The organism is Bradyrhizobium sp. 142 (assembly GCF_023074015.1).
In the GTDB taxonomy this organism is placed as follows: domain Bacteria; phylum Pseudomonadota; class Alphaproteobacteria; order Rhizobiales; family Xanthobacteraceae; genus Bradyrhizobium.
Genome location: NZ_JADPKQ010000390.1, coordinates 19,349 through 42,022 on the forward strand (window position 1 = coordinate 19,349; position 22,674 = coordinate 42,022).

At 64.9% G+C, this 22,674-nt stretch carries 21 protein-coding genes and 1 other RNA gene; 13 read left to right on the forward strand and 9 right to left on the reverse strand.

Annotation, left to right across the window (positions count from 1 at the left end; all coding sequences use genetic code 11):
• The first annotated feature begins 161 nt into the window (after window positions 1–161).
• From rmuC to IVA82_RS36050, 3 genes are all read left to right on the forward strand, one after another.
• Entirely contained in the window at window positions 162–1,361 is a 1,200-nt protein-coding gene (rmuC, locus tag IVA82_RS36040; protein WP_247387096.1) for a DNA recombination protein RmuC, read from the forward strand.
• A gap of 128 nt (window positions 1,362–1,489) precedes the next feature.
• Window positions 1,490–1,792 carry a GIY-YIG nuclease family protein gene (locus IVA82_RS36045; RefSeq protein WP_247387097.1) on the forward strand — a complete coding sequence of 101 codons (303 nt, stop codon included), beginning with the start codon at window positions 1,490–1,492 and terminating at the stop codon, window positions 1,790–1,792.
• Between the two features lie 182 nt (window positions 1,793–1,974).
• Entirely contained in the window at window positions 1,975–3,339 is a 1,365-nt protein-coding gene (locus tag IVA82_RS36050; protein ID WP_247387098.1) for an MFS transporter, read from the forward strand.
• Window positions 3,340–3,478: 139 nt separating this feature from the next.
• Here the strand turns inward: IVA82_RS36050 and IVA82_RS36055 are convergent, their stop codons facing one another.
• From IVA82_RS36055 to ffs, 5 genes are all read right to left on the reverse strand, one after another.
• Window positions 3,479–3,919 (reverse strand): hypothetical protein, encoded by a 441-nt coding sequence (locus IVA82_RS36055; protein ID WP_247387099.1) that lies wholly within the window; start codon window positions 3,917–3,919, stop codon window positions 3,479–3,481.
• A gap of 28 nt (window positions 3,920–3,947) precedes the next feature.
• Window positions 3,948–4,550 carry a recombination mediator RecR gene (gene recR, locus IVA82_RS36060; RefSeq protein ID WP_247387100.1) on the reverse strand — a complete coding sequence of 201 codons (603 nt, stop codon included), beginning with the start codon at window positions 4,548–4,550 and terminating at the stop codon, window positions 3,948–3,950.
• A gap of 1 nt (window position 4,551) precedes the next feature.
• A complete protein-coding gene (locus IVA82_RS36065) occupies window positions 4,552–4,872 on the reverse strand; it encodes a YbaB/EbfC family nucleoid-associated protein (RefSeq protein WP_148742533.1) in 321 nt (106 codons plus the stop codon).
• 23 nt (window positions 4,873–4,895) lie between these two features.
• Window positions 4,896–6,734: a DNA polymerase III subunit gamma/tau gene (locus IVA82_RS36070; protein WP_247493747.1), complete on the reverse strand. Its 1,839-nt coding sequence runs from the start codon at window positions 6,732–6,734 to the stop codon at window positions 4,896–4,898.
• Between the two features lie 94 nt (window positions 6,735–6,828).
• An RNA gene (gene ffs, locus IVA82_RS36075) (signal recognition particle sRNA small type) lies at window positions 6,829–6,925 on the reverse strand.
• Between the two features lie 192 nt (window positions 6,926–7,117).
• Between ffs and IVA82_RS36080 the strand changes: the two genes are divergently transcribed.
• The 9 genes from IVA82_RS36080 (at window position 7,118) to IVA82_RS36120 (ending at window position 14,724) form a co-directional block, all read left to right on the forward strand.
• Window positions 7,118–7,972, forward strand: coding sequence for a transporter substrate-binding domain-containing protein (locus IVA82_RS36080; protein WP_247387102.1), 855 nt, complete (start codon window positions 7,118–7,120; stop codon window positions 7,970–7,972).
• Between the two features lie 223 nt (window positions 7,973–8,195).
• Window positions 8,196–8,858, forward strand: a complete 663-nt coding sequence (locus IVA82_RS36085) for an amino acid ABC transporter permease (RefSeq protein ID WP_247387103.1) — start codon at window positions 8,196–8,198, stop codon at window positions 8,856–8,858.
• Entirely contained in the window at window positions 8,855–9,649 is a 795-nt protein-coding gene (locus tag IVA82_RS36090; protein WP_247387104.1) for an amino acid ABC transporter ATP-binding protein, read from the forward strand. Before IVA82_RS36085 ends, IVA82_RS36090 begins: the two co-directional genes overlap by 4 nt.
• The gene (locus IVA82_RS36095; protein ID WP_247387105.1) at window positions 9,649–10,404 is read left to right on the forward strand and encodes an SDR family oxidoreductase; all 756 of its coding nucleotides are present in this window, start codon (window positions 9,649–9,651) and stop codon (window positions 10,402–10,404) included. Before IVA82_RS36090 ends, IVA82_RS36095 begins: the two co-directional genes overlap by 1 nt.
• On the forward strand, window positions 10,401–11,528 hold the full coding sequence (locus tag IVA82_RS36100) for a muconate cycloisomerase family protein (RefSeq protein ID WP_247387106.1): 1,128 nt from the start codon (window positions 10,401–10,403) through the stop codon (window positions 11,526–11,528). Before IVA82_RS36095 ends, IVA82_RS36100 begins: the two co-directional genes overlap by 4 nt.
• A 276-nt stretch (window positions 11,529–11,804) precedes the next feature.
• Complete coding sequence (locus IVA82_RS36105; protein WP_247387107.1) at window positions 11,805–12,224, forward strand: HIT family protein; 420 nt, start codon at window positions 11,805–11,807, stop codon at window positions 12,222–12,224.
• Window positions 12,225–12,235: 11 nt separating this feature from the next.
• A complete protein-coding gene (gene nudC / locus IVA82_RS36110) occupies window positions 12,236–13,180 on the forward strand; it encodes an NAD(+) diphosphatase (protein WP_247387108.1) in 945 nt (314 codons plus the stop codon).
• A 13-nt stretch (window positions 13,181–13,193) separates the two neighbouring features.
• Window positions 13,194–14,147, forward strand: a complete 954-nt coding sequence (locus IVA82_RS36115; RefSeq protein WP_247387109.1) for a sugar kinase — start codon at window positions 13,194–13,196, stop codon at window positions 14,145–14,147.
• Window positions 14,148–14,214: 67 nt separating this feature from the next.
• Window positions 14,215–14,724 carry an Lrp/AsnC family transcriptional regulator gene (locus IVA82_RS36120; protein ID WP_011090847.1) on the forward strand — a complete coding sequence of 170 codons (510 nt, stop codon included), beginning with the start codon at window positions 14,215–14,217 and terminating at the stop codon, window positions 14,722–14,724.
• Window positions 14,725–14,878: 154 nt separating this feature from the next.
• On the opposite strand, the gene IVA82_RS36125 is transcribed toward IVA82_RS36120, so the two are convergent.
• From IVA82_RS36125 to IVA82_RS36140, 4 genes are all read right to left on the reverse strand, one after another.
• Window positions 14,879–16,378, reverse strand: coding sequence for a phosphomannomutase/phosphoglucomutase (locus tag IVA82_RS36125; RefSeq protein ID WP_247387110.1), 1,500 nt, complete (start codon window positions 16,376–16,378; stop codon window positions 14,879–14,881).
• Between the two features lie 190 nt (window positions 16,379–16,568).
• A complete protein-coding gene (locus tag IVA82_RS36130) occupies window positions 16,569–17,081 on the reverse strand; it encodes a TIGR02281 family clan AA aspartic protease (RefSeq protein ID WP_247387111.1) in 513 nt (170 codons plus the stop codon).
• A 280-nt stretch (window positions 17,082–17,361) separates the two neighbouring features.
• Window positions 17,362–19,839 carry an ATP-dependent helicase HrpB gene (gene hrpB / locus IVA82_RS36135; RefSeq protein WP_247387112.1) on the reverse strand — a complete coding sequence of 826 codons (2,478 nt, stop codon included), beginning with the start codon at window positions 19,837–19,839 and terminating at the stop codon, window positions 17,362–17,364.
• 152 nt (window positions 19,840–19,991) lie between these two features.
• Window positions 19,992–21,308 (reverse strand): UDP-glucose/GDP-mannose dehydrogenase family protein, encoded by a 1,317-nt coding sequence (locus IVA82_RS36140; protein ID WP_247387113.1) that lies wholly within the window; start codon window positions 21,306–21,308, stop codon window positions 19,992–19,994.
• A 225-nt stretch (window positions 21,309–21,533) separates the two neighbouring features.
• Between IVA82_RS36140 and IVA82_RS36145 the strand changes: the two genes are divergently transcribed.
• A complete protein-coding gene (locus IVA82_RS36145; protein WP_247387114.1) occupies window positions 21,534–22,601 on the forward strand; it encodes an acyltransferase family protein in 1,068 nt (355 codons plus the stop codon).
• Window positions 22,602–22,674 lie beyond the last annotated feature (73 nt).

The following is a 22,674-nucleotide window of genomic DNA, read 5'->3' on the forward strand; positions in this document are numbered from 1 at the left end:
TTAAGCCGCGCGCCCGATGCGGTCAATGCGGCGAGAAACTCCGTTAACGGTCCGCTAACCATAAAACTTAGGGCTTCCTTAACCATAATAATTAGGGGGCTATTAACCATAAATGTTCGCTATTCGTTCGCGGATACCGCCGAATCGGCTAAAAGGCCGCCATGAATGAAATCATCTTCATGCTCGGCGACTGGCCGGTGCGCACCATCGACGCGCTGCTCGGCTTCGGCGCGCTCGTCCTCATCCTGCTCGTGGTCATCGCTGTCGTGATCGCCCGCTCCTCGCGGCGCGGCGCGGAACTCGCGATGGCCAACGCCATCCGCGCCGATGAGCTCGAGGAGCGCGTCAGCCAGATGCTGCATGCCCAGAGCGAAGCCTCGGGCCGGGTCGATGCCATGACCCAGGCGCTGGCCGGCCGCCAGGCCGACATGGCGCGCGCGGTCAACGAGCGGCTGGATTCGGTGACCCACCGCGTCGGCCAGTCCATGGAACATTCGACCCGCAACACCATGGAGAGCCTGCGCGCGCTGCACGAGCGGCTCGGCATCATCGACAGTGCGCACAAGAACCTCACCGACCTCACCACCCAGGTCACGACCTTGCGCGACGTGCTCGCCAACAAGCAGTCGCGCGGCGCCTTCGGCCAGGCGCGGATGGAGGCGATCGTCCAGGACGGCTTGCCGAAGGGCGCCTACGAATTCCAGTTCACACTGTCGACGGGCAAGCGGCCGGACTGCGTCGTGTTCCTGCCCGACCAGCGGCCGCTCTGCATCGACGCGAAATTTCCGCTGGAGGCGATGACTGCGCTGCACGACGCCCGCACCGACGAGGAGCGGCGCATCGCCACGCAGCGGCTGCGCGGCGACGTGATGAAGCATGTCAGCGACATCGCCGAGAAATATCTCGTTGCCGGCGAGACGCAGGAGATGGCGCTGATGTTCGTGCCATCGGAATCCGTTTACGCCGAGATCCACGACGGCTTCGACGACGTAATCCAGAAGGCCTATCGCGCCCGCGTGGTGCTGGTGTCACCCTCGCTCTTGATGCTCGCGATTCAGGTGATGCAGCAGATCATGAAGGACGCGCGCATGCGCGACGCCGCCGACCAGATCCGCACCGAGGTGATCAAGCTCGGCGACGATCTCGGCCGCCTGCGTGACCGCGTGCTGAAATTGCAGAAGCATTTTGCCGACGCCAACGAGGACGTCCGCCAGGTCCTGATCTCCGCCGACAAGATCGAGAAGCGCGCCGGGCGAATCGAGGAACTCGATTTCAGCAAGACCGACGCGCCCGAAGCCCCGCATCTGGTGGCAACCGGCGCCGCCGAGCTGTTCCCGAGGAAGCTTCAGGCGGGGGAGTGATTTGATGTGATGTCATGCCCCGCGAAGGCGGGGCATCCAGTACGCCGCGGCAGGCGTAACTGAACGAGACGCTGGTGAGTACTGGATCGTCCGCCTTCGCGGACGATGACAGCGAGGGGATGCGGTAGATGGGCGCACGCTGCTATTACGTGTACATCCTAGCCAGCAAGATCGGCGGAACACTGTATTTAGGCGTGACCAATGATCTCATCCGCCGGATAGCGGAACACAAATCGAAGCTGATTGAAAGCTTCACAGAAAAATACGATGTCGCTCGGCTTGTCTATTTCGAGCAGTTCGATAACCCCGAGAACGCGATCAAGCGGGAGAAGCGATTGAAGAAGTGGAATCGCGCCTGGAAGGTGCGGTTGATCGAGGAGCAAAATCCGAATTGGGATGATCTCTATCATGAGATCGCCGGGCTACCATGACGCTGTCATGCCCCGCGAAGGCGGGGCATCCAGTACGCCGCGGCGGTCGTGATTGAACCGAGATGACGGTGATTACTGGATCGTCCGCCTGCGCGGACGATGACACCGAGGAGCTGTTAACGGCTTTCCACCTCACTGGCGCAACCACAGTCTTTTCCCCCAGAATCTGCTAACACCTGCCCATGACCGCACCCGACGCGACCTCCCCCACTGGCACCGACACCGCAACCGCGTCCTGGCGTGACAGCCTTGCCGTTTACCTGCAGCCGCGGGTGCTGATCGTGCTGTTTCTTGGCTTCTCGTCCGGGCTGCCGCTGGCGCTGTCGGGGTCGACGCTGCTGGTGTGGATGCGGGAATCCGGCGTCGATCTCGGCACTATCGGACTGTTCGCACTGGTCGGGACGCCCTACACGCTGAAATTTTTGTGGGCGCCGCTGGTGGATGCGCTGCACGTGCCGCTGTTCACCCGCGCGTTCGGCCGCCGCCGCGGCTGGCTGGTGTTTTCGCAACTGCTGCTGATCGTCGCGATCCTGCTGCTGGCGCTGACCGATCCGGCGCGCTCACCGTTCTATGTCGCGCTCGGCGCACTGCTGGTCGCAACGGCGTCCTCGACGCAGGACATCGTGGTCGATGCCTTCCGCGTCGAGAGCCTGCCCGAGAGCGAGCAGGCCGCCGGCATGGCGTCCTATGTCGCGGCCTATCGCATCGGCATGCTGGTCTCGACCGCGGGCGCGCTGTTCATCGTCTCCGGCTTCGAGGGCACCGGCATTGCGCGCACATCGGCATGGATGTGGGGCTATGTGGTGATGGCGGCCATGGTGCTGATCGGGACAATCACGGCGCTGGCCGCAACCGAGCCCGAGCAATCGGCGCGGGCCGAGGCGGCGACGAAAGCCGAGACGGCGTTCGCACGCGTGCTGCACGCCGCGATCGGCGCCTTCTCGGAATTCCTGTCGCGCAAGGATGCGCTCGCGGCGCTGGCCTTCGTCGTGCTGTTCAAGTTCACCGACGCGTTCTCCGGCACCATGACGGCGCCGTTCGTGATCGACCTCGGCTTCTCCCGCAACGACTATGCGGCGATCGTCAAGGGGGTCGGGCTTGCCGCGACGCTGATCGGCGGCTTTGCCGGCGGTTTCGTCGCGCGGCGCTATTCGCTTTCGACCAGCCTTTGGATCGGCGGCGTGGTGCAGGCGCTCGCCAATCTCTCCTTCTCGTGGCTGGCTTTCGTCGGCACCAGCCAATGGGCGCTCGCCTTCGCCATCACAGCTGAGAACTTCACCAGCGCCATCGGCACCGTGATCTTCGTCGCCTATCTGTCCGCGCTGTGCCAGAACCCGCTGCATACGGCGACACAATACGCGCTGCTCACCGCGCTTGCGGCCGTGGGACGCACCTATCTGTCGTCGGTGGCAGGCTATGTCGCCAAGGCGACCGGCTGGCCGCTGTTCTTCGTGATCTGCGTGCTGGTGGCGATCCCGAGCCTGATGCTGCTCAGTTGGCTGCAGAAGCGCGGACATTTCGAGGCGCTGGGGCCGGTAAGGGTTTAGGCCGACGCTCTCACTTTCGTCATTGCGAGCGAAGCGAAGCAATCCAGACTGCTTCCGACGGAAACACCCTGGATTGCTTCGTCGCAAGGGCTCCTCGCAATGACGACGGAGAACGTTGCAAGCTGCGGAGCGAGTGTCGCTACTGCTTCTTGATGATGCTCCACTTCGTGATCACGGCTTCGCTCATCTGGCCGGGGTCGCTGGCGCAGGCGACCTCGTCGACCTTGACCGAGATCTCCTTGCCGGCGAACGTCTTCAACTGCGCGGCCTGCGCATCGCCGCTGGGAACGAGCTGGAAAGTCTCGGGGCCGGTCTCGAGATTGCACAGCCCGTTCGGCGGCGGCAGCCGGCGCGGCTCGGAGGTGATCTGGTAGGTCGCAATCTTCTTGCCGGCGTTCTTGACGTCGCGCACTTTCATCGCGTTGAGCTCGCCCGAGAGCACGTCGCCGGTGTTGATCGGCTTGCCGGGCTTTGGCGGCGGCGGAGCCGCGTCATCGCCCTGCTGCGCGGAGATGGCCGGGGTCACCAGCATCATCATCGTCGCAACCAAAGCCAATCGAGTGGCGAATCGTTTCGTCATGTCGTCCGTTCCGTGAGTCTGTAGGAGGCTAGAACAGGGTCCGCTGCCGCATCGCGGCCGACAGCGTACCTTCATCGAGATAATCAAGCTCGCCGCCGACCGGCACACCATGGGCGAGGCGCGTTACTTTTACGTTCGCGTCCTGAAGCAGGTCGGTGATGTAATGCGCCGTGGTCTGGCCGTCGACCGTCGCATTCAGCGCCAGGATGATTTCATGCACCTGCGCATCATGCGCGCGCGCGACCAGCGCATCGATGGTGAGATCCTGCGGGCCGACGCCGTCGAGCGGCGACAATGTCGCCCCCAGCACATGATAGCGGCCCTGCGTCGCGTTGGCCCGCTCCAGCGCCCAGAGATCGGCGACGTCGGCGACGACGACGATGATCGAAGGATCGCGCCGCGGATCGATGCAGACTGTGCAGGGATTTTGAGTATCGATGTTGCCGCAGGTCTTGCAGACCTGGACCTTCTCGAGCGCAACCTGCAAGGCGCCCGACAGCGGCATCATCAGCGCCTCGCGCTTCTTGATCAGATGCAAGGCCGCGCGCCGCGCAGAGCGCGGTCCGAGGCCCGGCAGCCGTGCGAGGAGCTGAACCAGCCGCTCAATCTCGGGACCTGCGACCGCGCCCATATTATTGGCCGAACAACCCCGGCGGCAGGCCGAGCCCGCCGGTGAGCGACTGCATCTTTTCCTGCATCGCGGCTTCAGCCTTGCGGCGGGCGTCGCCGAGCGCGGTGACCAGCAGATCCTCGAGCACTTCACGCTCTTCGGGCTTCATCAGCGAGGGATCGATCTTAACGCCCTTCACGTCCATCTTCGCAGTCATGCGCACGGCGACCAGGCCCCCGCCGGAGATGCCCTCGACCTCGACATTGCCGAGTTCGTCCTGCATCGCCTGCATCTTGGATTGCAGCTGCGCCGCCTGCTTCATCATGCCGAGAAAATCAGCCATCGGTGCGTGTCCTTGGATGGGCTCTAGAGATCGTCGCCGTCGGAACCGTCGGGCGGATCGTCATTGCCATAGTCGGCATTTATATCGGTTTCCGGCACCTCCGGGGCAAGCCTGCGGACCTCGACGACCTTGGCTCCGGGGAAGCGCGACAGCACCTCCTGGATGCGCGGGTCGGCTTCGGCCGTGCGCGCATGCGCCTGCTTGGCGGCCTGTTTCACCGAGCGCAGCGTCGGCTGACCCTGCTCGTTGGAAACGATCACGGTCCAGCGCCGGCCGGTCCAGAGCTCGAACTTGCGCGCCAAGTCCGAGATCATGGTCTTGGAGGCTTGGGGCTCGAGCGCGACTTCCAGCCGGCCCTCCTCGAAACGAACCAGCCGCATGTCAGATTCGAGCGCGCCCTTGGTCATGAGGTCGCGCTTCTGCCCCGCCAGCGCGACGAGCTGGGTGAAGCTCGTGACATGCAGCACGGGTGCTGCGCCTTGGGGATCCGGCGCGGGCGCGGCCATCTGCGGCCGGGCACCGCCGCCGAACGATGACGGCGACGAGGTCGGCGCGCGCACCGGCGCTGCCGAGGCAATTGGTGCTGCCGGCGCGCTGCGCGCAGCGCTGCCACCGTTCGCAACCGGCGAGCCGCCGCCGTTTTGCTCCAGCATCCGGATCGCTTCGTCCGGCGTCGGCAGGTCGGCAACATAGGCGATGCGCACCAGCACCATCTCGGCCGCAGCGGCCGGCCGCGTCGCAGCCTGCACCTCAGTGATGCCCTTGAGCAGCATCTGCCACATCCGCGACAGCACGCGCATCGAGATCTTCGACGCAAAGTCGCGCGCGCGCAGCCGTTCGGTCTCGCCATAGGCAACGTTGTCGGCGGTCGCCGGCACGATCTTGACGCGGGTGACGAAGTTGACGAATTCGGCGAGATCCGAGAGCACGACGATGGGATCGGCGCCGACGTCGTACTGGTCGCGGAACTCGTTGAAGGCGGCCGCAATGTCGCCGCGTGCCAGCGAATCGAACAGATCGATCACGCGGGTGCGGTCCGCTAGCCCCAGCATCTGCCGCACGGCATCGGCCTTTACGGTGCCCGCCGCATGCGCAATGGCCTGGTCGAGGAGCGACAGCGAATCGCGCACCGAACCTTCCGCCGCGCGCGCGATGATGCCGAGCGCTTCCGGCTCGATCTCGACGCTTTCCTTGGCGGCAATGTTGGCGAGGTGCTTCATCAGCACGTCGGCCTCGACGCGGCGCAGATCAAAACGCTGACAGCGCGACAGCACCGTGACTGGAACCTTGCGTATCTCGGTGGTCGCGAACACGAATTTGGCGTGCTCCGGCGGTTCCTCCAGCGTCTTGAGGAAGGCGTTGAACGCCGCCGTCGACAACATGTGGACTTCGTCGATGATGTAGACCTTGTAGCGGGCGCTCGCCGGCGCATAGCGCACGCTGTCATTGATCTGGCGGACGTCGTCGACGCCGGTATGCGAGGCCGCGTCCATCTCCAGCACGTCCATGTGCCGGCTTTCCATGATCGCCTGGCAATGCACGCCGAGCGTCGGCATCTGGACTGTCGGGCCCTTCACCAAGCCGTCCGGCATCTCGTAGTTGAGCGCACGGGCCAGGATGCGCGCTGTGGTGGTCTTGCCGACGCCGCGAACGCCGGTGAGGATCCAGGCCTGCGGAATCCGCCCGGTCTCGAACGCATTGGAGACGGTGCGGACCACGGCCTCCTGGCCGATCAGATCGTCGAAGCTGGAGGGGCGGTATTTGCGCGCCAGCACCCGGTAGGGTGTTCCCGGCTGGGCGCCGAGTGCAAAGCCAGCCTGGCTGGCGCTGTCGGAATTGGGATGGGCGCCAGCGTCGGTCATCGGTCGATCCGCAATGAAATCTCTCTCGGCCGGCTTTGCGGAAAGGAGCGCGCTGGCGGCGCGAGCCGCCGGCGCTATTCGCTCGAAAAAACAGGTAGGAGACTGACGAGCGACCCGATCCGGACCTCGTTAGGGCTGCTTCCTTCCGGACCTGACCCGGTTGGCGAGTGGCTCGTCCACCGCCAATCTCCCGGTCCCTATTTGGGGCCAAAAGGGCCGGAAAGCAAGCGGGGATCGGCTCGAGCCCGCTGGCTCGGCTCCGGCTTGCCCAGCATCCGGGCATTTTCCGGTTTGCCCAGCCGATAGGCTGTGCTTTCGCTGTTGGGGCCACCTTGGTATGAACGCTGCCGGAACTCAGCCAACCAGAAAAGCGATTGATCCCAATGGTTACACGTCGTGATGTTGCATCGATTGTCGGACTTGGCGCCATTGGCGCGGCGACCGCGGGCGCGCTGGCGTCCCCGGCCGTGGCCCAGGCCGCCGATCCGAACGAATCGACCTTTGCCCGCATCCGAAGGACCAAGAAGATGCGGATCGGTGCGGTCGGCGGGGGCGCGCCCTATTACATGAAGGATCTCGCCAGCGGCCAGTGGAAGGGCTTTTACGTCGATATCGCCAAGGCGCTGGCCGACGACATGGAGGCCGAGCTCGACATCACCGAGACCACCTGGGGCAATTCGGTGCTCGATCTGCAGTCCAACAAGATCGACATCTTCTTCGGCCTCAACCCGACCCCGAAGCGCGCGCTGGTGATCGATTTCTCGGTGCCGGTCTTCAACAACGCCTTCGGCATTCTCTGCAAGAAGGATTTCAAGCCAAAGAGCTGGGCCGAGCTGAACTCGCCCGACGTCAAGATCGCCGTCGACCAGGGCTCCTCGCACGACCAGGTTGTCAGCCGCCTGACGCCGAAGGCGCAGATCACCCGGCTGAAGAGCGCCGACGACGCCACCGCTGCACTCCAGACCGGCCGCGTCGACGCGCAGTGCCTGATCACCATGCTGTCGCTGACGGTGCTGAAGAAGAACCCCTCGCTCGGCCAGTTCGTGCTGCCCACCCCGATCTTCGCTACCACGTCGAACGTCGGCTTCCGCCGCGAGACCGACAAGACCTGGCGCGACTACGTCAACACCTGGATCGACTTCAACAAGGGTCTCGGCTTCATCCGCAACGCCATCATCACGAATATGGAGCTGGTGGGCGTGACCGAGGCGGACATTCCGCCGGGCGTGTCGCTGTAAGGTGTGATGAGTTTGGGTCGAGCTCGGTCCGTACGCTCCACCCTGCTCCCTCTCCCGCTTGCGGGAGAGGGTCGGGGTGAGGGTGTCTCCGCCAGGGAGACTCCCCGAGTGGAGAAAGCCCTCACCCGGCGCTTCGCGCCGACCTCTCCCGCAAGCGGGAGAGGTGCAGCGAGCGTGCGGCTCCAACTTTCCAAGCCATTTCGCGACTGAGATACGCAACAATATGTATCAGTGGGACTTCGGCATTCTCTGGAGCTATCGCTGGCTCTTTCTCAACGGGCTTGGCGTCACCGTCGGCTTCACCGTGGTCATCGTGGTGCTTGGACTGGTGTTCGGCCTGTTCGGCGCGTTCGGAACGCTGTCGCGCTTCCGAGCGGTGCGTCTGGTCGCACTCACCTTCATCGAGGCGTTCCGCTGCACGCCGATCCTGGTACAGCTGATCTGGTTCTATTACGCGCTGCCGATCCTGGCCGGGGTCGAAATGACACCGATCACGGCCTCGGCGCTGGCGCTCTCGCTCTATGGCGGCTCGTTTTATTCGGAGATCATCCGCGGCGGCATCGTCTCGATCGACAGCGGCCAGTCCGAAGCCGGCGCCGCGCTCGGCATGACCCCGGGCCAGAGCATGCGGCGCGTCGTGCTGCCGCAGGCGATCAAGCGTATGATCCCGGCGCTGATGAACCAGTCGATCATCCAGTTCAAGAACACCTCGCTGGTCTCGGTGCTGGCGGTGCCCGATCTGGTCTACCAGAGCCAGGTCGCCGCCCATGACAGCTACCGGCCGCTGGAAACTTATACAGCAGTGGCGGTTGCCTATGCGGCGATCCTGATTCCCCTGACCATCCTCGTCCGGCGCGGCGAAAAGCGACTGGCGGTCGGCGAATGAGCGAGACGTCAAAAATCGAGATCCGGGCCTTGCGCAAGAGCTTTGGCAGCAACGAGGTCCTGAAGAACATCAGCCTCGACGTCGCCAAGGGCGGCGTGGTGGCGCTGATCGGCCCGTCGGGCTCCGGCAAGTCGACGCTGCTCCGCTGCATCAATCTGCTGGTGACGCCTGATGGCGGTAGCGTCCGCGTCGGCGAAACGCGCTTCGCCTTCGGTGCGGGTACGAAGCTGCCGGACGTCAAGACGCTGGCAAAATTCCGCGCCACCACCGGCATGGTGTTCCAGCACTTCAACCTGTTCCCACACATGACGGCACTCCAGAACGTGATGGAGGGACCGGTCACCGTGCGGCGCATGGCCAGGGCCGACGCCGAGGCGCTCGCGCACGCGCAACTTACGAAGGTGGGTCTTGCAGAGAAAGCCGACCATTATCCCGCGACGTTGTCCGGCGGCCAGAAGCAGCGCGTCGCGATTGCACGGGCGCTCGCCATGGAGCCGGACGTGATGCTGTTTGATGAAGCGACCTCGGCGCTCGATCCCGAGCTGGTCGGCGAGGTCCTCGCCGTCATGCGGCGGCTCGCATCCGAGGGCATGACCATGGTGATCGTAACCCACGAAATCGCCTTCGCCCGCGAGGTCGCCGACCGCCTCATCTTCATGCGCGACGGCGTCGTCGTCGAGGAAGGTCCGGCGCGGCAGGTGATCGACAATCCGCAGGAAGCCGCGACACGCGCGTTCCTCAGCCATTTCCACCGCACCGGCGCATTGCCGCCGGCCAACGCAGCACCGTGATGCCAAACATCGATCGTGTCTATCTCGTCACCGGCGCCGCCAGCGGCATCGGCCGCGCCACCGCAAAATTGCTCGCGGCGCCCGGCACCGGACTTGTGCTGCACACGCGCTCCAACACGGCTGGCCTCGATGCCACGGCCGCGGACGCCGAAGCGCAAGGCGCGACGGTGGCAAAGTGCTTCGGCGACCTTGCCGAGGAGGCCGCGGTCACCGATGCCGTCGCTGCCGCGCAACAGGCCTTCGGCCGGCTCGACGGATTGATCCTGGTTGGCGGCCATGCCCGCCGCGGCAGTGCGATCGGCACGCCGGCGGGCGAGTTCCGCCGCGCGATGGATGAATCGGCGCTGGCCTTCACGCGGCTGGTCGACGCCGCGCTTCCATTGCTGCGTGCCGGACAAGATGCACGGATCGTGGCGGTGTCGTCATTCGTGGCGCATGCGATCCGGCCCGAGTTCGCGCCATTCGCCGCGACGGCGGCGAGCCGCGCCGCGCTGGAAGCGCTGGTGCGGCTGACCGCGATCGAGCTTGCCAAAGACGGCATCACCGTGAATGCGGTTGCGCCGGGCCTCATCGTCAAGGACAGACCAAGCGAGAGCCGGCTGTCTCCAGAGCAGATCGCCGCAACGGAGGCGCTGATTCCGATGCATCGTCGCGGACGGCCGGAGGAAGTGGCCGAGATCATCGCCTTCCTGGCATCGCCAAAGGCGTCCTACGTCACCGGCCAGGTCTGGCACGTCAATGGAGGCCTGACATGAGCGAAGCCACCGTCGAACGTATCAGGCTGTTTTTGATCGAGAGCCCGATCAAGATGGCGCGCCTCCAGGGCGTCGGCAACGTCAAGGGCACGGTGAAGCGTGTGCTGATCGAGCTCACCGCCAGCAACGGCATCGTCGGCTGGGGCGAAGCCGCGCCGTGGGAAGTCTTTACGGGAACGCCGGAAGCGGCGTTCTCCGCGCTCGATATCTATCTGCGGCCCATCCTGCTCGGCAAGCCCGTCCGCCGCATCCGCGCGCTGATGGCCGAGCTCGACCGCGCTCTGGTCGGACATGCCGAGGCCAAGGTCGCGATCGAGATGGCGCTGCTCGACATCGTCGGCAAGTCGTCCGGGCTTTCGGTGGCCGACCTCCTCGGAGGCCGCGTCCGCGACACCATTCCCCTCTCCTTCTCGATCGCCGATCCCGACTTCGCCGCCGATCTCGAGCGCATGCGCAAGATGGTTCCGGACGGCAATGCCATCTACAAGGTCAAGACCGGCGTGAAGCCGCATCGCGAGGATCTCGACCATCTCGAAGCGATCCGGAAGGAATTCGGCGACAAGGTCGATCTGCGCGTCGACTACAATCAGGCGCTAGCGCCGTTCGGTGCCATCAAGATTTTGCGCGACGTCGAGCAGTTTGCGCCGACCTTCATCGAGCAGCCGGTGCCGCGCAAATATCTCGACGTGATGGCGCAGCTCACCGCAGCGCTCGAAACACCTTTGCTCGCCGACGAAAGCTGCTTCGACCGCCGTGACATGATGGAGGTGGTGCGCCGCGAGGCCGCCGATGCGGTCTCGATCAAGCTGATGAAAGCGGGCGGCCTGTTCGAGGCGCAGGCGATCATGGCCATCGCCGATGTCGCCGGCCTGCCCGGCTATGGCGGCACGCTGTGGGAGGGCGGCATTGGGCTGGCCGCCGGCACGCAGCTGATCGCAGCAACACCCGGCATCTCGCTCGGCTGCGAATTCTATATGCCGCATCACGTGCTGACCGAGGACGTGCTGGAAGAGCGCGTCGCCAACCGCGGCGGCCACGTCGTGGTGCCCGACGGTCCCGGCCTCGGCATCCGCGTCAGCGAAGCCTCGATCCGCAACAATGCGCGGGTGCTGGCGTCGGCGTAAAGCCTCATTGTCGTCCTGGCGAAAGCCAGGACCCATTACCCCAAATGTCAGTGTGAGGCACGCTGGAGCTGCCAGCGTGCCTCTTCCCACATCCTGTGGATATGGGTCCTGGATCAGCGCTCCGCTTCGCTACGCTTGTCCAAGACGACGATCGAGTATGCAGTTGCCGCGCAGCGCCATCCTTCCCCTATCGGACACCGTATCGTATGGTCGGGGCAAATATTCAGGGGTTCCGCCCCGCCATGCCCGGTCCCATCGGGCCATCCGGAAACCTTCATGTCCGATCCCGCCTGGTCGCTGCACTCCCGCCTGAAAGAGGACACCATCGACATCGGCGACCTGCCGCTGTCGAAGGTGCTGGTCATCAAGGACGCGAATTACCCCTGGCTGCTGCTGGTGCCGCGGCGCGCCGACGCGGTGGAGATCATCGATCTCGACGAGGTGCAGCAGGCGCAGCTGATGACCGAGATCTCGCGGGTCTCGCGCGCGCTGAAGGAGATCACCAAATGCGACAAGCTCAATATCGCGGCGCTCGGCAACTTGGTGCCGCAGCTTCACGTCCACATCATCGCGCGCCGCACCGGTGATGCCGCCTGGCCGCGGCCGGTCTGGGGCGTGATGCAGCCATTGGCGCATGATGCCACAGAGGTGCAGAATTTCATCAGCGCGCTTCGCCGCAAGATCTGGTTGGGTTGAAAGAACAAGAAATGTCAGCATTCGACTCGTTTCCGCTGGGGCAGCCGGCGTTCGTCACCAACATCCTCGATCGCGCCGCGCATCTGCGCCGCGATGACGAAAAGCTGTTCGCGCTGGAACAGAAACCGTCATCGCGCGTCTATGTCGTCCACCGCGACTCGCTGCTGGTGAGGCGCGAGGGCGAGAAAGTCCGTGCGCTGCTGTCGATCGACGAAGCGCTGAAATGCGGCGCCAATCCCGGCACGATCTTCCTGGGCTTGCGGGATGGCGCGGCAATGTTCGGCATGGGCCTGTCGCAAGCCGCCGCCGAGAAGCTTGTCGGTCGCGAAGACTACAGTCTCACCGAATTGCGCGGCATGGCAATGCAGGGCGCGGTGCGCCCCGACGAGCTCTCGGCGATTGCGATGGCAAAGTCTATGGTGAGCTGGCACCAGCGCCACGGCTATTGCGCCAATTGCGGCACACGCAGCACGATGAAGGAAGGCGGCTGGAAGCGCGACTGCCCCGCTTGCAAGGCCGAGCACTTTCCGCGTACCGATCCGGTCGTGATCATGCTGGTGGCTTCCGGAGAAAAATGCCTGCTCGGCCGCCAGAAGCAGTTCCCGCCGGGCATGTATTCATGCCTCGCGGGCTTCGTCGAGGCCGCCGAGACCATCGAGGACGCGGTGCGCCGCGAGATTCTCGAAGAGTCCGGCATTCGCTGCACCGACGTGCAGTATTACATGACGCAGCCATGGCCCTATCCGTCATCGCTGATGATCGGCTGCAGTGCGCGGGCGCTCAACGAGGACATCGTCGTCGATCACTCGGAGCTCGAGGATGCACGCTGGTTCACGCGCGAGGAGGCGGCCCTGATGCTGACGCGGACCCATGCCGATGGTCTCGCCGGCCCGCATCCCTTCGCCATCGCCCATCATCTGCTCGGCCGCTGGGTGCACGACAAGAACGGCGCTTGAGCTGAGACCGCCGATGACTGCATCCGGGATCGCGCCGCGCATCCTCTGCATCGGCATCCCCGTACGCGATCTCACCTTTCGGGTCGATGCCGTGCCCGACCCCGGCAGCAAGTCAAACGCCAGCCATCTGGCAGAGATCTGCGGCGGCAACGCACTCAATGCCGCGATCGCAATCGCCCGGCTTGGCGGCCGCGTCGCGTTCGCCGGGCCGATGGGCGACGCCGGCGAGACGTCGAGCGGCTTCATTCTCGATCAGATGGCCGCAGAGGGGATCGAGACCACGCATATCGTGCGCATGCCCGGTCTCATGACCCCAGTCTCGGCGATCATGGTCGACGCAACCGGCGAACGCACCCTCGCCATCTATCGCGATCCCGCGCTGTGGAACGTGAAGCTGCCGGAAGCCGACGTATTGCTGGCCGGCTGCCAGGCGGTGCTTGTCGAAAGCCGCTGCGCCGCGTTCTGCACCGAGTTCTGCACTGAGGCACGCCGGCTCGGTATTCCGATCATCGTCGGCGTCGACCGCGCGATGCCGCCGACCGAGGGCCTGCTCACGACGGCGTCGCATCTGCTGTTCGCCAGCGAACAGGTGCAGGAGACGGCGGGCGTCGCCGACGATGGCGAGGCATTGAAGCGCCTGGCCAGGCTGACACCGGCGTTCCTGGCCGCCACCCGCGGCCCGCGCGGCGCGATCTGGCTGAACGAGACAGGCGAGCTGAAGGAGACACCGGCTTTCGCGGTCGAGGCCGTCGATACGCTCGGCGCCGGCGACGTCTTCCACGGCGCCTTCGCGCTTCGCCTGGCCGAAGGCAGCGATTTGCGCGAGGCGCTGCGATTCGCCGCGGCCGCCGCAGCACTCAAATGCACCCGCCACGGCGGCGGTCTGGCTGCCCCACAACGCATTGAAGTTGAAGAGTTTTTGCAGAAGCGGCCAGAGGCCAAGCGGGATCACGCGCCGAGAATATAGGCTTGCGATAGAAGATTTTTCTCTATATGAGGGAAACTAGCCCTCATAATGGAACAAAGTTCTTCAAATGACTGACCTTGCTGTCCAGATCCCCGAGACCAGCCGCCGCCTCGACGCCATCGACCGCAAGATCTTGATGGTGCTCCAGGAGGACGCCTCCCTTTCCGTTGCCGAGATCGGCGACCGCGTCGGGCTGTCCTCAACCCCCTGCTGGAAGCGCATCCAGCGCCTGGAGGCCGACGGCGTGATCCTGAAACGGGTGGCCCTGGTCGACCAGAACAAGATCGGGCTCGGCATCTCCGTGTTCGTCTCGGTCGAGAGCTCCGATCATTCCGATGCCTGGCTGAAGAAGTTCGCCGAGGCCGTCAGCGCCATGCCCGAGGTGATGGAGTTCTATCGCATGGCCGGCGACGTCGACTACATGCTGCGCGTCGTCGTCGCGGACATGCAGGCTTATGACGTGTTCTACAAGAAGCTGATCAGCGCGGTGCCGCTCAAGAACGTCACCTCGCGCTTCGCGATGGAGAAGATCAAGTCCGTGACCGCGCTGCCGATCCCGGCGGTCGTGGCGGCTTAGGACTCGCGTCTCGCCACAGAGAAGGTGTCATCGCCCGACTTGACCGGGCGATCCAGTACGCCGCGGCTCCTCCGCTCGATCACAACCGCCTCTGGAATACTGGATCACCCGCTTTCGCGGGTGATGACAGCGGTGGATGCAGGCGCCCCTCGCCTCAAATCTTCTGATTGTACTCGCCGACTTCCGGATGCGTGCGCAGCACGATGTTCACCATCTCGAACATATCGTGCATGCGCTGCTCGGAGACCGGGCTCTCGACGACAACGACGAGCTCGGGCTTGTTGGATGAGGCGCGCACCAGCCCCCAGCTTCCGTCCTCGACCGTAACGCGCACACCGTTGACCGTGACGAGATCGCGGATCGATTGTCCGCCGATCTTGGCGTCCTTGGCCTGCAAGCCCTCGAAGTGCTTCACCACGGCGTCGATGACGCCGTACTTGACCTCGTCGGCGCAATGCGGCGACATGGTCGGCGACGACCAGGTTTTTGGCAGCGCGTCCTTCAGGTCGGCCATCGACTTGCCGGGGGCGCGGTCGAGCATGTCGCAGATTGCAATCGCCGAGACCAGGCCGTCATCGTAGCCGCGGCCGAACGGCTTGTTGAAGAAGAAGTGGCCCGACTTCTCGAAACCCGCAAGCGCGCCCATCTCGTTGGTGCGGCGCTTCATGTAGGAATGACCGGTTTTCCAGTAGGCGACCTTCGCGCCCTGCTTCTGCAGCACCGGATCAGTGACAAACAGGCCGGTCGACTTCACGTCGACAACGAACTGCGCGTCCTTGTGGATCGCCGACATGTCGCGCGCCAGCATCACGCCGACCTTGTCGGCAAAGATCTCCTCGCCGGTGTTGTCGACGACACCGCAGCGATCGCCGTCGCCGTCGAAGCCGAGGCCCACATCGGCGTTGTGCTGCAGCACCGCGTCGCGGATCGCGTGCAGCATCTCCATGTCTTCCGGATTCGGATTGTATTTCGGGAAAGTGTAGTCGAGCTCGGTGTCGAGCGGGATCACTTCGCAGCCGATCGCCTCCAGCACCTGCGGCGCGAATGCGCCGGCGGTGCCGTTGCCGCAGGCCGCGACCACCTTGAGCTTGCGCTTCAGCTTCGGCCGGCTGGTGAGATCGGCGATATAACGGGCCGGATAATTCTCGTGGAACTGGTAGGAGCCGCCGGCCTTGTTCTTGAACTCGGCGCCCAGCACGATCTGTTTCAGCCGCGTCATCTCGTCCGGGCCGAACGTCAACGGGCGGTTGGCCCCCATCTTCACGCCGGTCCAGCCATTGTCGTTATGCGACGCCGTGACCATGGCACAGCAGGGCACATCGAGATCGAACTGCGCGAAATAGGCCATCGGCGTCACCGCAAGCCCGATGTCGTGCACCTTGCACCCCGCAGCCATCAGGCCTGAAATCAGCGCGTATTTGATCGAGGCCGAATAGCCGCGGAAATCATGTCCCGTGACGATCTCCTGGCCGACGCCGAGCTCGGCGATCAGCGCGCCCAGCCCCATGCCGAGCGCCTGCACCCCCATCAGGTTGATTTCTTTCTGGAACAGCCAGCGCGCGTCGTATTCGCGAAAGCCGGTCGCTTTCACCATCGGCTCGGATTCGAAGGCATAGGTGTTGGGCAGCAACACGGATTTCGGCTTGGGGAACATTGAGACGATCTCATGAGAAGAGCAGGATTTCATGCAGCCTTAGCGAATGCCGGGCCGCAGCGGAAGGCGGGAAGGGAGGCTTATGGATTATAATTGCGGCAGTTTGGTAACGCGGGAGCATCACCGCGAGAGCGGTCGAAACAAAGGCATTTTTTAAATTATTCGGTCGGGCGAGCCTTGAGGGCTGGCCTTACTGCTCCAGCACCATCTGGCCGTTGGCGTATTCGAAACGCTTCAGGCGGGACAGGAAGGAGAGGCCGAGCAGGTTCTCGGACAGCGCCTCGTCCGGCAGCACCATGGCATCGACATCGCGCACGACGAGGCCGCCGACATCAAGCATGGCGATGCGGGTGCGCGCGGCCTTGATGGTGCCGTTGGCGGTGGAGACCGTGGCGTTGTACTCGCTGCGCGAGGGACGCAGGCCAAAGCGCGCAGCCGACGTCTCGTTCAGCGCCACCACGGAGGCACCGGTGTCGACCATGAAGCCGATGCGCTGGCCGTCGATCCGGCCCTCGGCCTGGAAATGGCCGCGGCCGTCGCGGGCAATATTGAGGCTGCGGCTGCCAGCGGGCGCCGTCGTTGCAATTGCGACCGTCGTGCGAGGCGCTGATGTTGCGGAGGCGGAGCTCATCCTGTCCGCCATCTGCGCCATGAAGGTGCCAAGCCCGATCATGATGGCCGCGAAGATCATTATGTTACGCATCACACCACTCGGAGCCCGAAAGCTCGATTTCAACACGCCACACGCCTGTCCGCGAGCGCGGCCGCGGCCAGGACGGTGTCATTTTGACGAAAAGGATGAGTGAACGGTTAATGCGCCAAGGTCGCAGAGACTACAAATCCTCATCCTGAGGAGCCCGCGAAGCGGACGTCTCGAAGGATGGCTGCGGGTGCGGGGCGGGCCTGCATGGTTCGCCCGGCGATGCAAGCATCGTCCGGAGACGCGCGTTCCGCGCTCCTCACCATGAGAATCTACTCTCGATTCACGTGCCGCGCGGCTTGACCCGCCGGGTCGGCAGCGCGCTTGCCGGATCTTCCGGCCAGGGATGGCGCGGGTAGCGGCCGCGCAGGTCGGAGCGAACGGCGCTGTAACTGCCGCGCCAAAACCCGGGAAGATCGCGCGTCACCTGCACCGGGCGCTGCGCCGGCGACAGCAATTCCAGCACCAGCGGCACCTTGCCGGCCGCGATCGACGGATGGGTGCTGAGGCCGAACAATTCCTGGAGCCGCACCGCGATGGTCGGTCCCTGCTCGGCTTCGTAATCGATCGCGAGCATGGTGCCGGTCGGCGCCTCGAAATGGGTCGGCGCCTCGCGCTCGAGCCGGGCGCGCATCTCCCACGGCAACAGCGTCATCAGGGCATCGGAGAGATCGCCGGTGGAAAGATCCTTCAGCGCGATCTTGTCGTAGAGCACCGGCACCAGCCAATCGTCGCGCCGCGCTATCAACCCGTCATCCGACAGGTCGGGCCAGCTATCGCCTTCCGCCTTGCGCAGGAACATCACCCGGTCGCGCCATTGCCTGGCCGCTTTCGACCAGGGCAGCCGGTCGAGGCCTGCCGCAATCAGTCCGTTGGCAAGAATGCGCGCGGTTTCCTCCGAGGGCGAAAGCGCGAGCGTGGTTTCGGACAATGTGATCGCGTGCAGCGAGCGCTTTCGCCGCGCGCGCAGCGCCATCGCACCGCGATCGAATGATATCTCATCGACGGTCTCGATGTGCTCGGCGAAATGCCGCTCGATATCGTCCTGCGCGATCGGGGCGGCGAGCAGAATGCGCCCGCTCGCTGCCGTCCCCGTCATTTCGCCGACCGCGATGTAGGGCGCGCGGGCGAGCGAGGAGGTCTGCTCGACGGCGGCACCGCGGCCGTTGGCGAGCACGAAGCTGCCATTGCCGCGGTTGCGCGCGACGCGGTCGGGAAAAGCGTAGGCGAGCATCAGGCCCGTGGAGAGATCGCCCTCCCCGGGCTTTATCTTCTCGGATGCGGCCACCTGCGAAGCCCAGCGCCGCGCCAGGTCGCGCGCGCTTGACGCGCGCGGCGAGCGGTCGCGGCGGAACTGATCGCGCCTGTGCTCGAGGTCGGCGCTGTCGCCGCCAAGTCCGCGCTCGGTGAGAATGGCAGCAATCTCGGCGGCGGCTTCGCCCGCGCCGGCGCGATGCGAATCCACGATCATGCGCGCCAGCCGCGGCTGCAGCGCCAGCGCGCGCAGGCTCTTGCCTTCCGCGGTGATGCGGCCGTCGCCGTCGAGCGCGTTGAGCTCATTGAGCAGGCTCTTGGCTCCTTTCCAGGCCGGCTGTGGCGGCGGATCGAGAAACGACAGCGCTGCCGGATCGCTCACGCCCCACTGCGCGAGATCGAGCACGAGCGAGGACAGGTCGGCGCTGAGGATCTCCGGCTGGGTGTAGGGCGCAAGCGACGCCGTCTGCGGCTCGTCCCAGAGCCGGTAGCAGACGCCAGGCTCGGTACGGCCGGCGCGGCCGCGGCGCTGGTCCACTGCGGCGCGCGAGGCACGCACGGTCTCGAGCCGCGTCAGGCCGATATCCGGCTCGTAGCGCGGCACGCGGGCAAGGCCGCAATCGACCACGATGCGCACGCCCTCGATGGTGAGCGAGGTCTCCGCAATCGAGGTCGCCAACACCACCTTGCGCGTGCCCTTGGGCGCCGGCGAGATGGCGCGATCCTGCACAGCGGCATCGAGCGCGCCGAACAGCGGCACGATCTCGATGGACGCATCCTGCACGCGCTCGGCGAGAAAATTCTGGGTGCGGCGGATTTCGGCGGCGCCCGGCAGGAACGCCAGCACCGAGCCGCTATCTGCGCGCAGGGCCGAGGCGATCGCATCCGCCATCTGCCGTTCCACCTGCACGTCCGCCTTGCGGCCGAGATAGCGTGTCTCGACCGGAAACGCACGGCCCTCGCTTTCAACGACGGGCGCTTCGCCGAGCAGCCTGGCAACACGCGCACCGTCCAGCGTTGCCGACATGACGAGAATGCGCAGATCCTCACGCAGGCCCAGTTGCGCGTCGCGCGCCAGCGCGAGGCCGAGATCGGCGTCGAGCGAACGTTCGTGGAACTCGTCTAACAGGACGGCGGCGACGCCCGACAGCTCGGGATCGTCCAGGATCTGGCGGGTGAAGATGCCTTCGGTCACCACCTCGATGCGCGTCGCGCGCGATATTTTTGAGCCGAAGCGAACGCGGTAGCCGACGGTCTCCCCGGCGCGCTCGCCAAGCGATTTGGCCATGCGATCGGCACTGGCCCGCGCGGCGATGCGCCGCGGCTCCAGCACGATGATCTTCTTGTCCCTGGCCCAGGGCGCATCCAGCAGCGCCAACGGCACCCGCGTGGTCTTGCCGGCGCCCGGAGGCGCCACCAGCACGGCGGCGTTATGCGCCTCCAGCGTGCGCGAGAGATCGTCGAGCACGGCATCGATCGGAAGGGGCGTGTCGAAGCTGCGGGGCAAGTATCTATCCGTTCGTCATGCCCGGGCAAAGGCGCGAAGCGCGTCTTCGCACAGGAGGCGCCGGGCATCCACGTCTTCCGCCTAGAGAACAGACGTGGATGGCCGGGACAAGCCCGGCCATGACAGTTTCGATCGACAATTATGTGCCGCTATCAGCCCTGCACCGACGACCGCCCGATGCTTTCATAGACGAAGCCGGCGGCTTGCATGTCCTCGGGGCGGTAGATGTTGCGGAGATCGACGACGACCGGCTGCGTCATGGTCGCCTTCAGCCGGTCGAGATCGAGCGCCCGGAACTGCACCCATTCGGTGACGATGACAATCGCGTCGGCGCCTTGCGCGCAGGCATAGGCGTCCTCGCAGTAGGTGATGCTGGGCAGCTCGCCCTTGGCCTGCTCCATGCCGACGGGGTCGAAGGCCTTGACCCTCGCGCCCATGTCGAGCAGGCCTGTGACCAGCGGAATCGATGGCGCATCGCGCATGTCGTCGGTGTCCGGCTTGAAGGTGAGGCCGAGCACCGCGATGGTCTTGCCGCGGAGCGAGCCGCCCAGCGCCTGGCTCACTTTGCGCGCCATCGCACGTTTGCGATTCTCGTTGACCGCGAGCACGGATTCGACGATGCGCAAGGACACGTCGTAATCCTGCGCGATCTTGATCAGCGCCTTGGTGTCCTTCGGGAAGCAGGAGCCGCCGAAGCCCGGGCCGGCATGCAGGAATTTGGTGCCGATGCGGTTGTCCAGGCCAATGCCGCGCGCGACCTCCTGCACGTTGGCGCCGACTTTTTCGGAAAGATCGGCGATCTCGTTGATGAAGGTGATCTTGGTGGCGAGGAACGCGTTGGCGGCGTATTTGATCATCTCCGCGGTGCGGCGTTCGGTGAACATCAGTGGCGCCTGGTTCAGCGACAGCGGACGATAGATGTCGCCCATCACCTTGCGGCCGCGCTCGTCGGAGGTGCCGACCACGACGCGGTCGGGGAATTTGAAGTCGCGGATCGCCGCACCCTCGCGCAGGAACTCGGGATTGGAGGCGACGACGACGTCGGCTAACGGGTTGGTCTCGCGGATGATGCGCTCGACCTCGTCGCCGGTGCCGACCGGAACGGTCGACTTCGTCACCACGACGGTGAAGCCGGACAGCGACTGCGCAATCTCGCGCGCGGCGGCGTAGACGTAGGACAGATCCGCGTGACCGTCGCCGCGGCGCGACGGCGTGCCGACCGCGATGAACACGGCGTCGGCGTCCGCAACCGGCTTCGACAGATCCGTGGTGAAGTCGAGCCGCTTGGCCTTGACATTGGTCGCGACCAGCTCGTCGAGGCCGGGCTCATAGATCGGTATCTCGCCGCGATGGAGCGCCGCAATCTTCTTCTCGTCCTTGTCGACGCAGGTGACGTCGTGACCGAAATCCGCAAAGCAGGCTCCGGACACCAATCCCACATAGCCCGTGCCGATCATCGCAATTCGCATGGAAAAAACCTGTCTGCCTTGGTTAACGAAACGCCAATGCGGGCGGTTTAGCATTTTCCCGGGGTGAGGGAACAGTCAGTACGCAAAAACCGGCACACGAATTGTACCGGTAAAGAAATCGTAAGCCGCAAGGCGCCACACTGCCCCAAGACTGCTCCAAGACTGCCCCAAGACTGCTCCAAGTCCAGGCACAGCCGGGCGGAAGACGCCTCGAAAAGGGACACCATGGCACCATCAGGCACAATCGCCGCGAGCGGGGGACTGAGGGCCCCGGCTGCCGCGCGTGTCGACTGGATCGACTATGCCAAGGGCATCTGCATCGTCATGGTCGTGATGATGCATTCGGTGCTCGGGGTCGAGCTCGCCGCCGGCGAGACCGGCTTTATGCATGTGCTGGTGGCCTTCGCGAAGCCGTTCCGGATGCCGGATTTCTTCCTGATTTCGGGCCTGTTCCTGCCCCTGGTGATCGACCGGGACTGGCGCACCTATCTCGACCGCAAGGTGGTGCATTTCGCCTATTTCTATGTCGTCTGGGTGACAATCCAGTTCGCCTTCAAGGCGCCCGCCTCCGCCGCGGAGACGAGCTGGCGCGACGCCGGCCTTCTGTATCTTGGATCCTTCGTCGAGCCGTTCGGCACGCTCTGGTTCATCTATCTCTTGCCAATCTTCTTCGTCGTCACAAAACTGACACGGCGGATCCCGCCGCCCGCGATCTGGCTCGTTGCGGCAGCGCTGGAGACGGCGCGGATCGCGACCGGCTGGACCGTGATCGACGAGTTCTGCGCGCGCTTCGTCTACTTCTATTCGGGCTATTTGTTCGCGCCTTACGTGTTCACGCTGTCGGATCGCGCGCGCAACCATCCCGCATGGGCGCTCGCGGCACTCGCAAGCTGGGTGGTCATCGACGCCGGCGCCGTCGCCTATGGCGTAAGCGAATGGAAGATCGTCTCGCTCGCGCTCGGCTTTGCCGGCGCCTGCGCCATCATCGCATCAGGCACGCTGCTGGCCCGCGCCCATTGGCTCAATGTCCTGCGCTTCTGCGGCAAGCATTCGATCGTGATCTATCTTGCCTTCTTCTTGCCGATGGCGGCCACGCGAACGCTGTTGCTGCGCACCGGCATCGTTCCCGACATCGGCACGGTGTCGTTGACCGTCACCATCGCCGGCGTGATCGGATCGCTCGCGATCTGGCAGGCCGCGCTACGGCTCGGCGGCAATTTCCTGTTCAAGCGGCCGGATGCGTTCTGGATCGCGCCGAAGAAGGCGAGAGCCGTGCTGCAGGCGGCGGAGTAGCTGTCATGCCCAGCAAAGGCGGGGCATCCAGTATTCCAGAGGCAGCAGTCGCGTTCGGAAGGCCGCGGCGTAC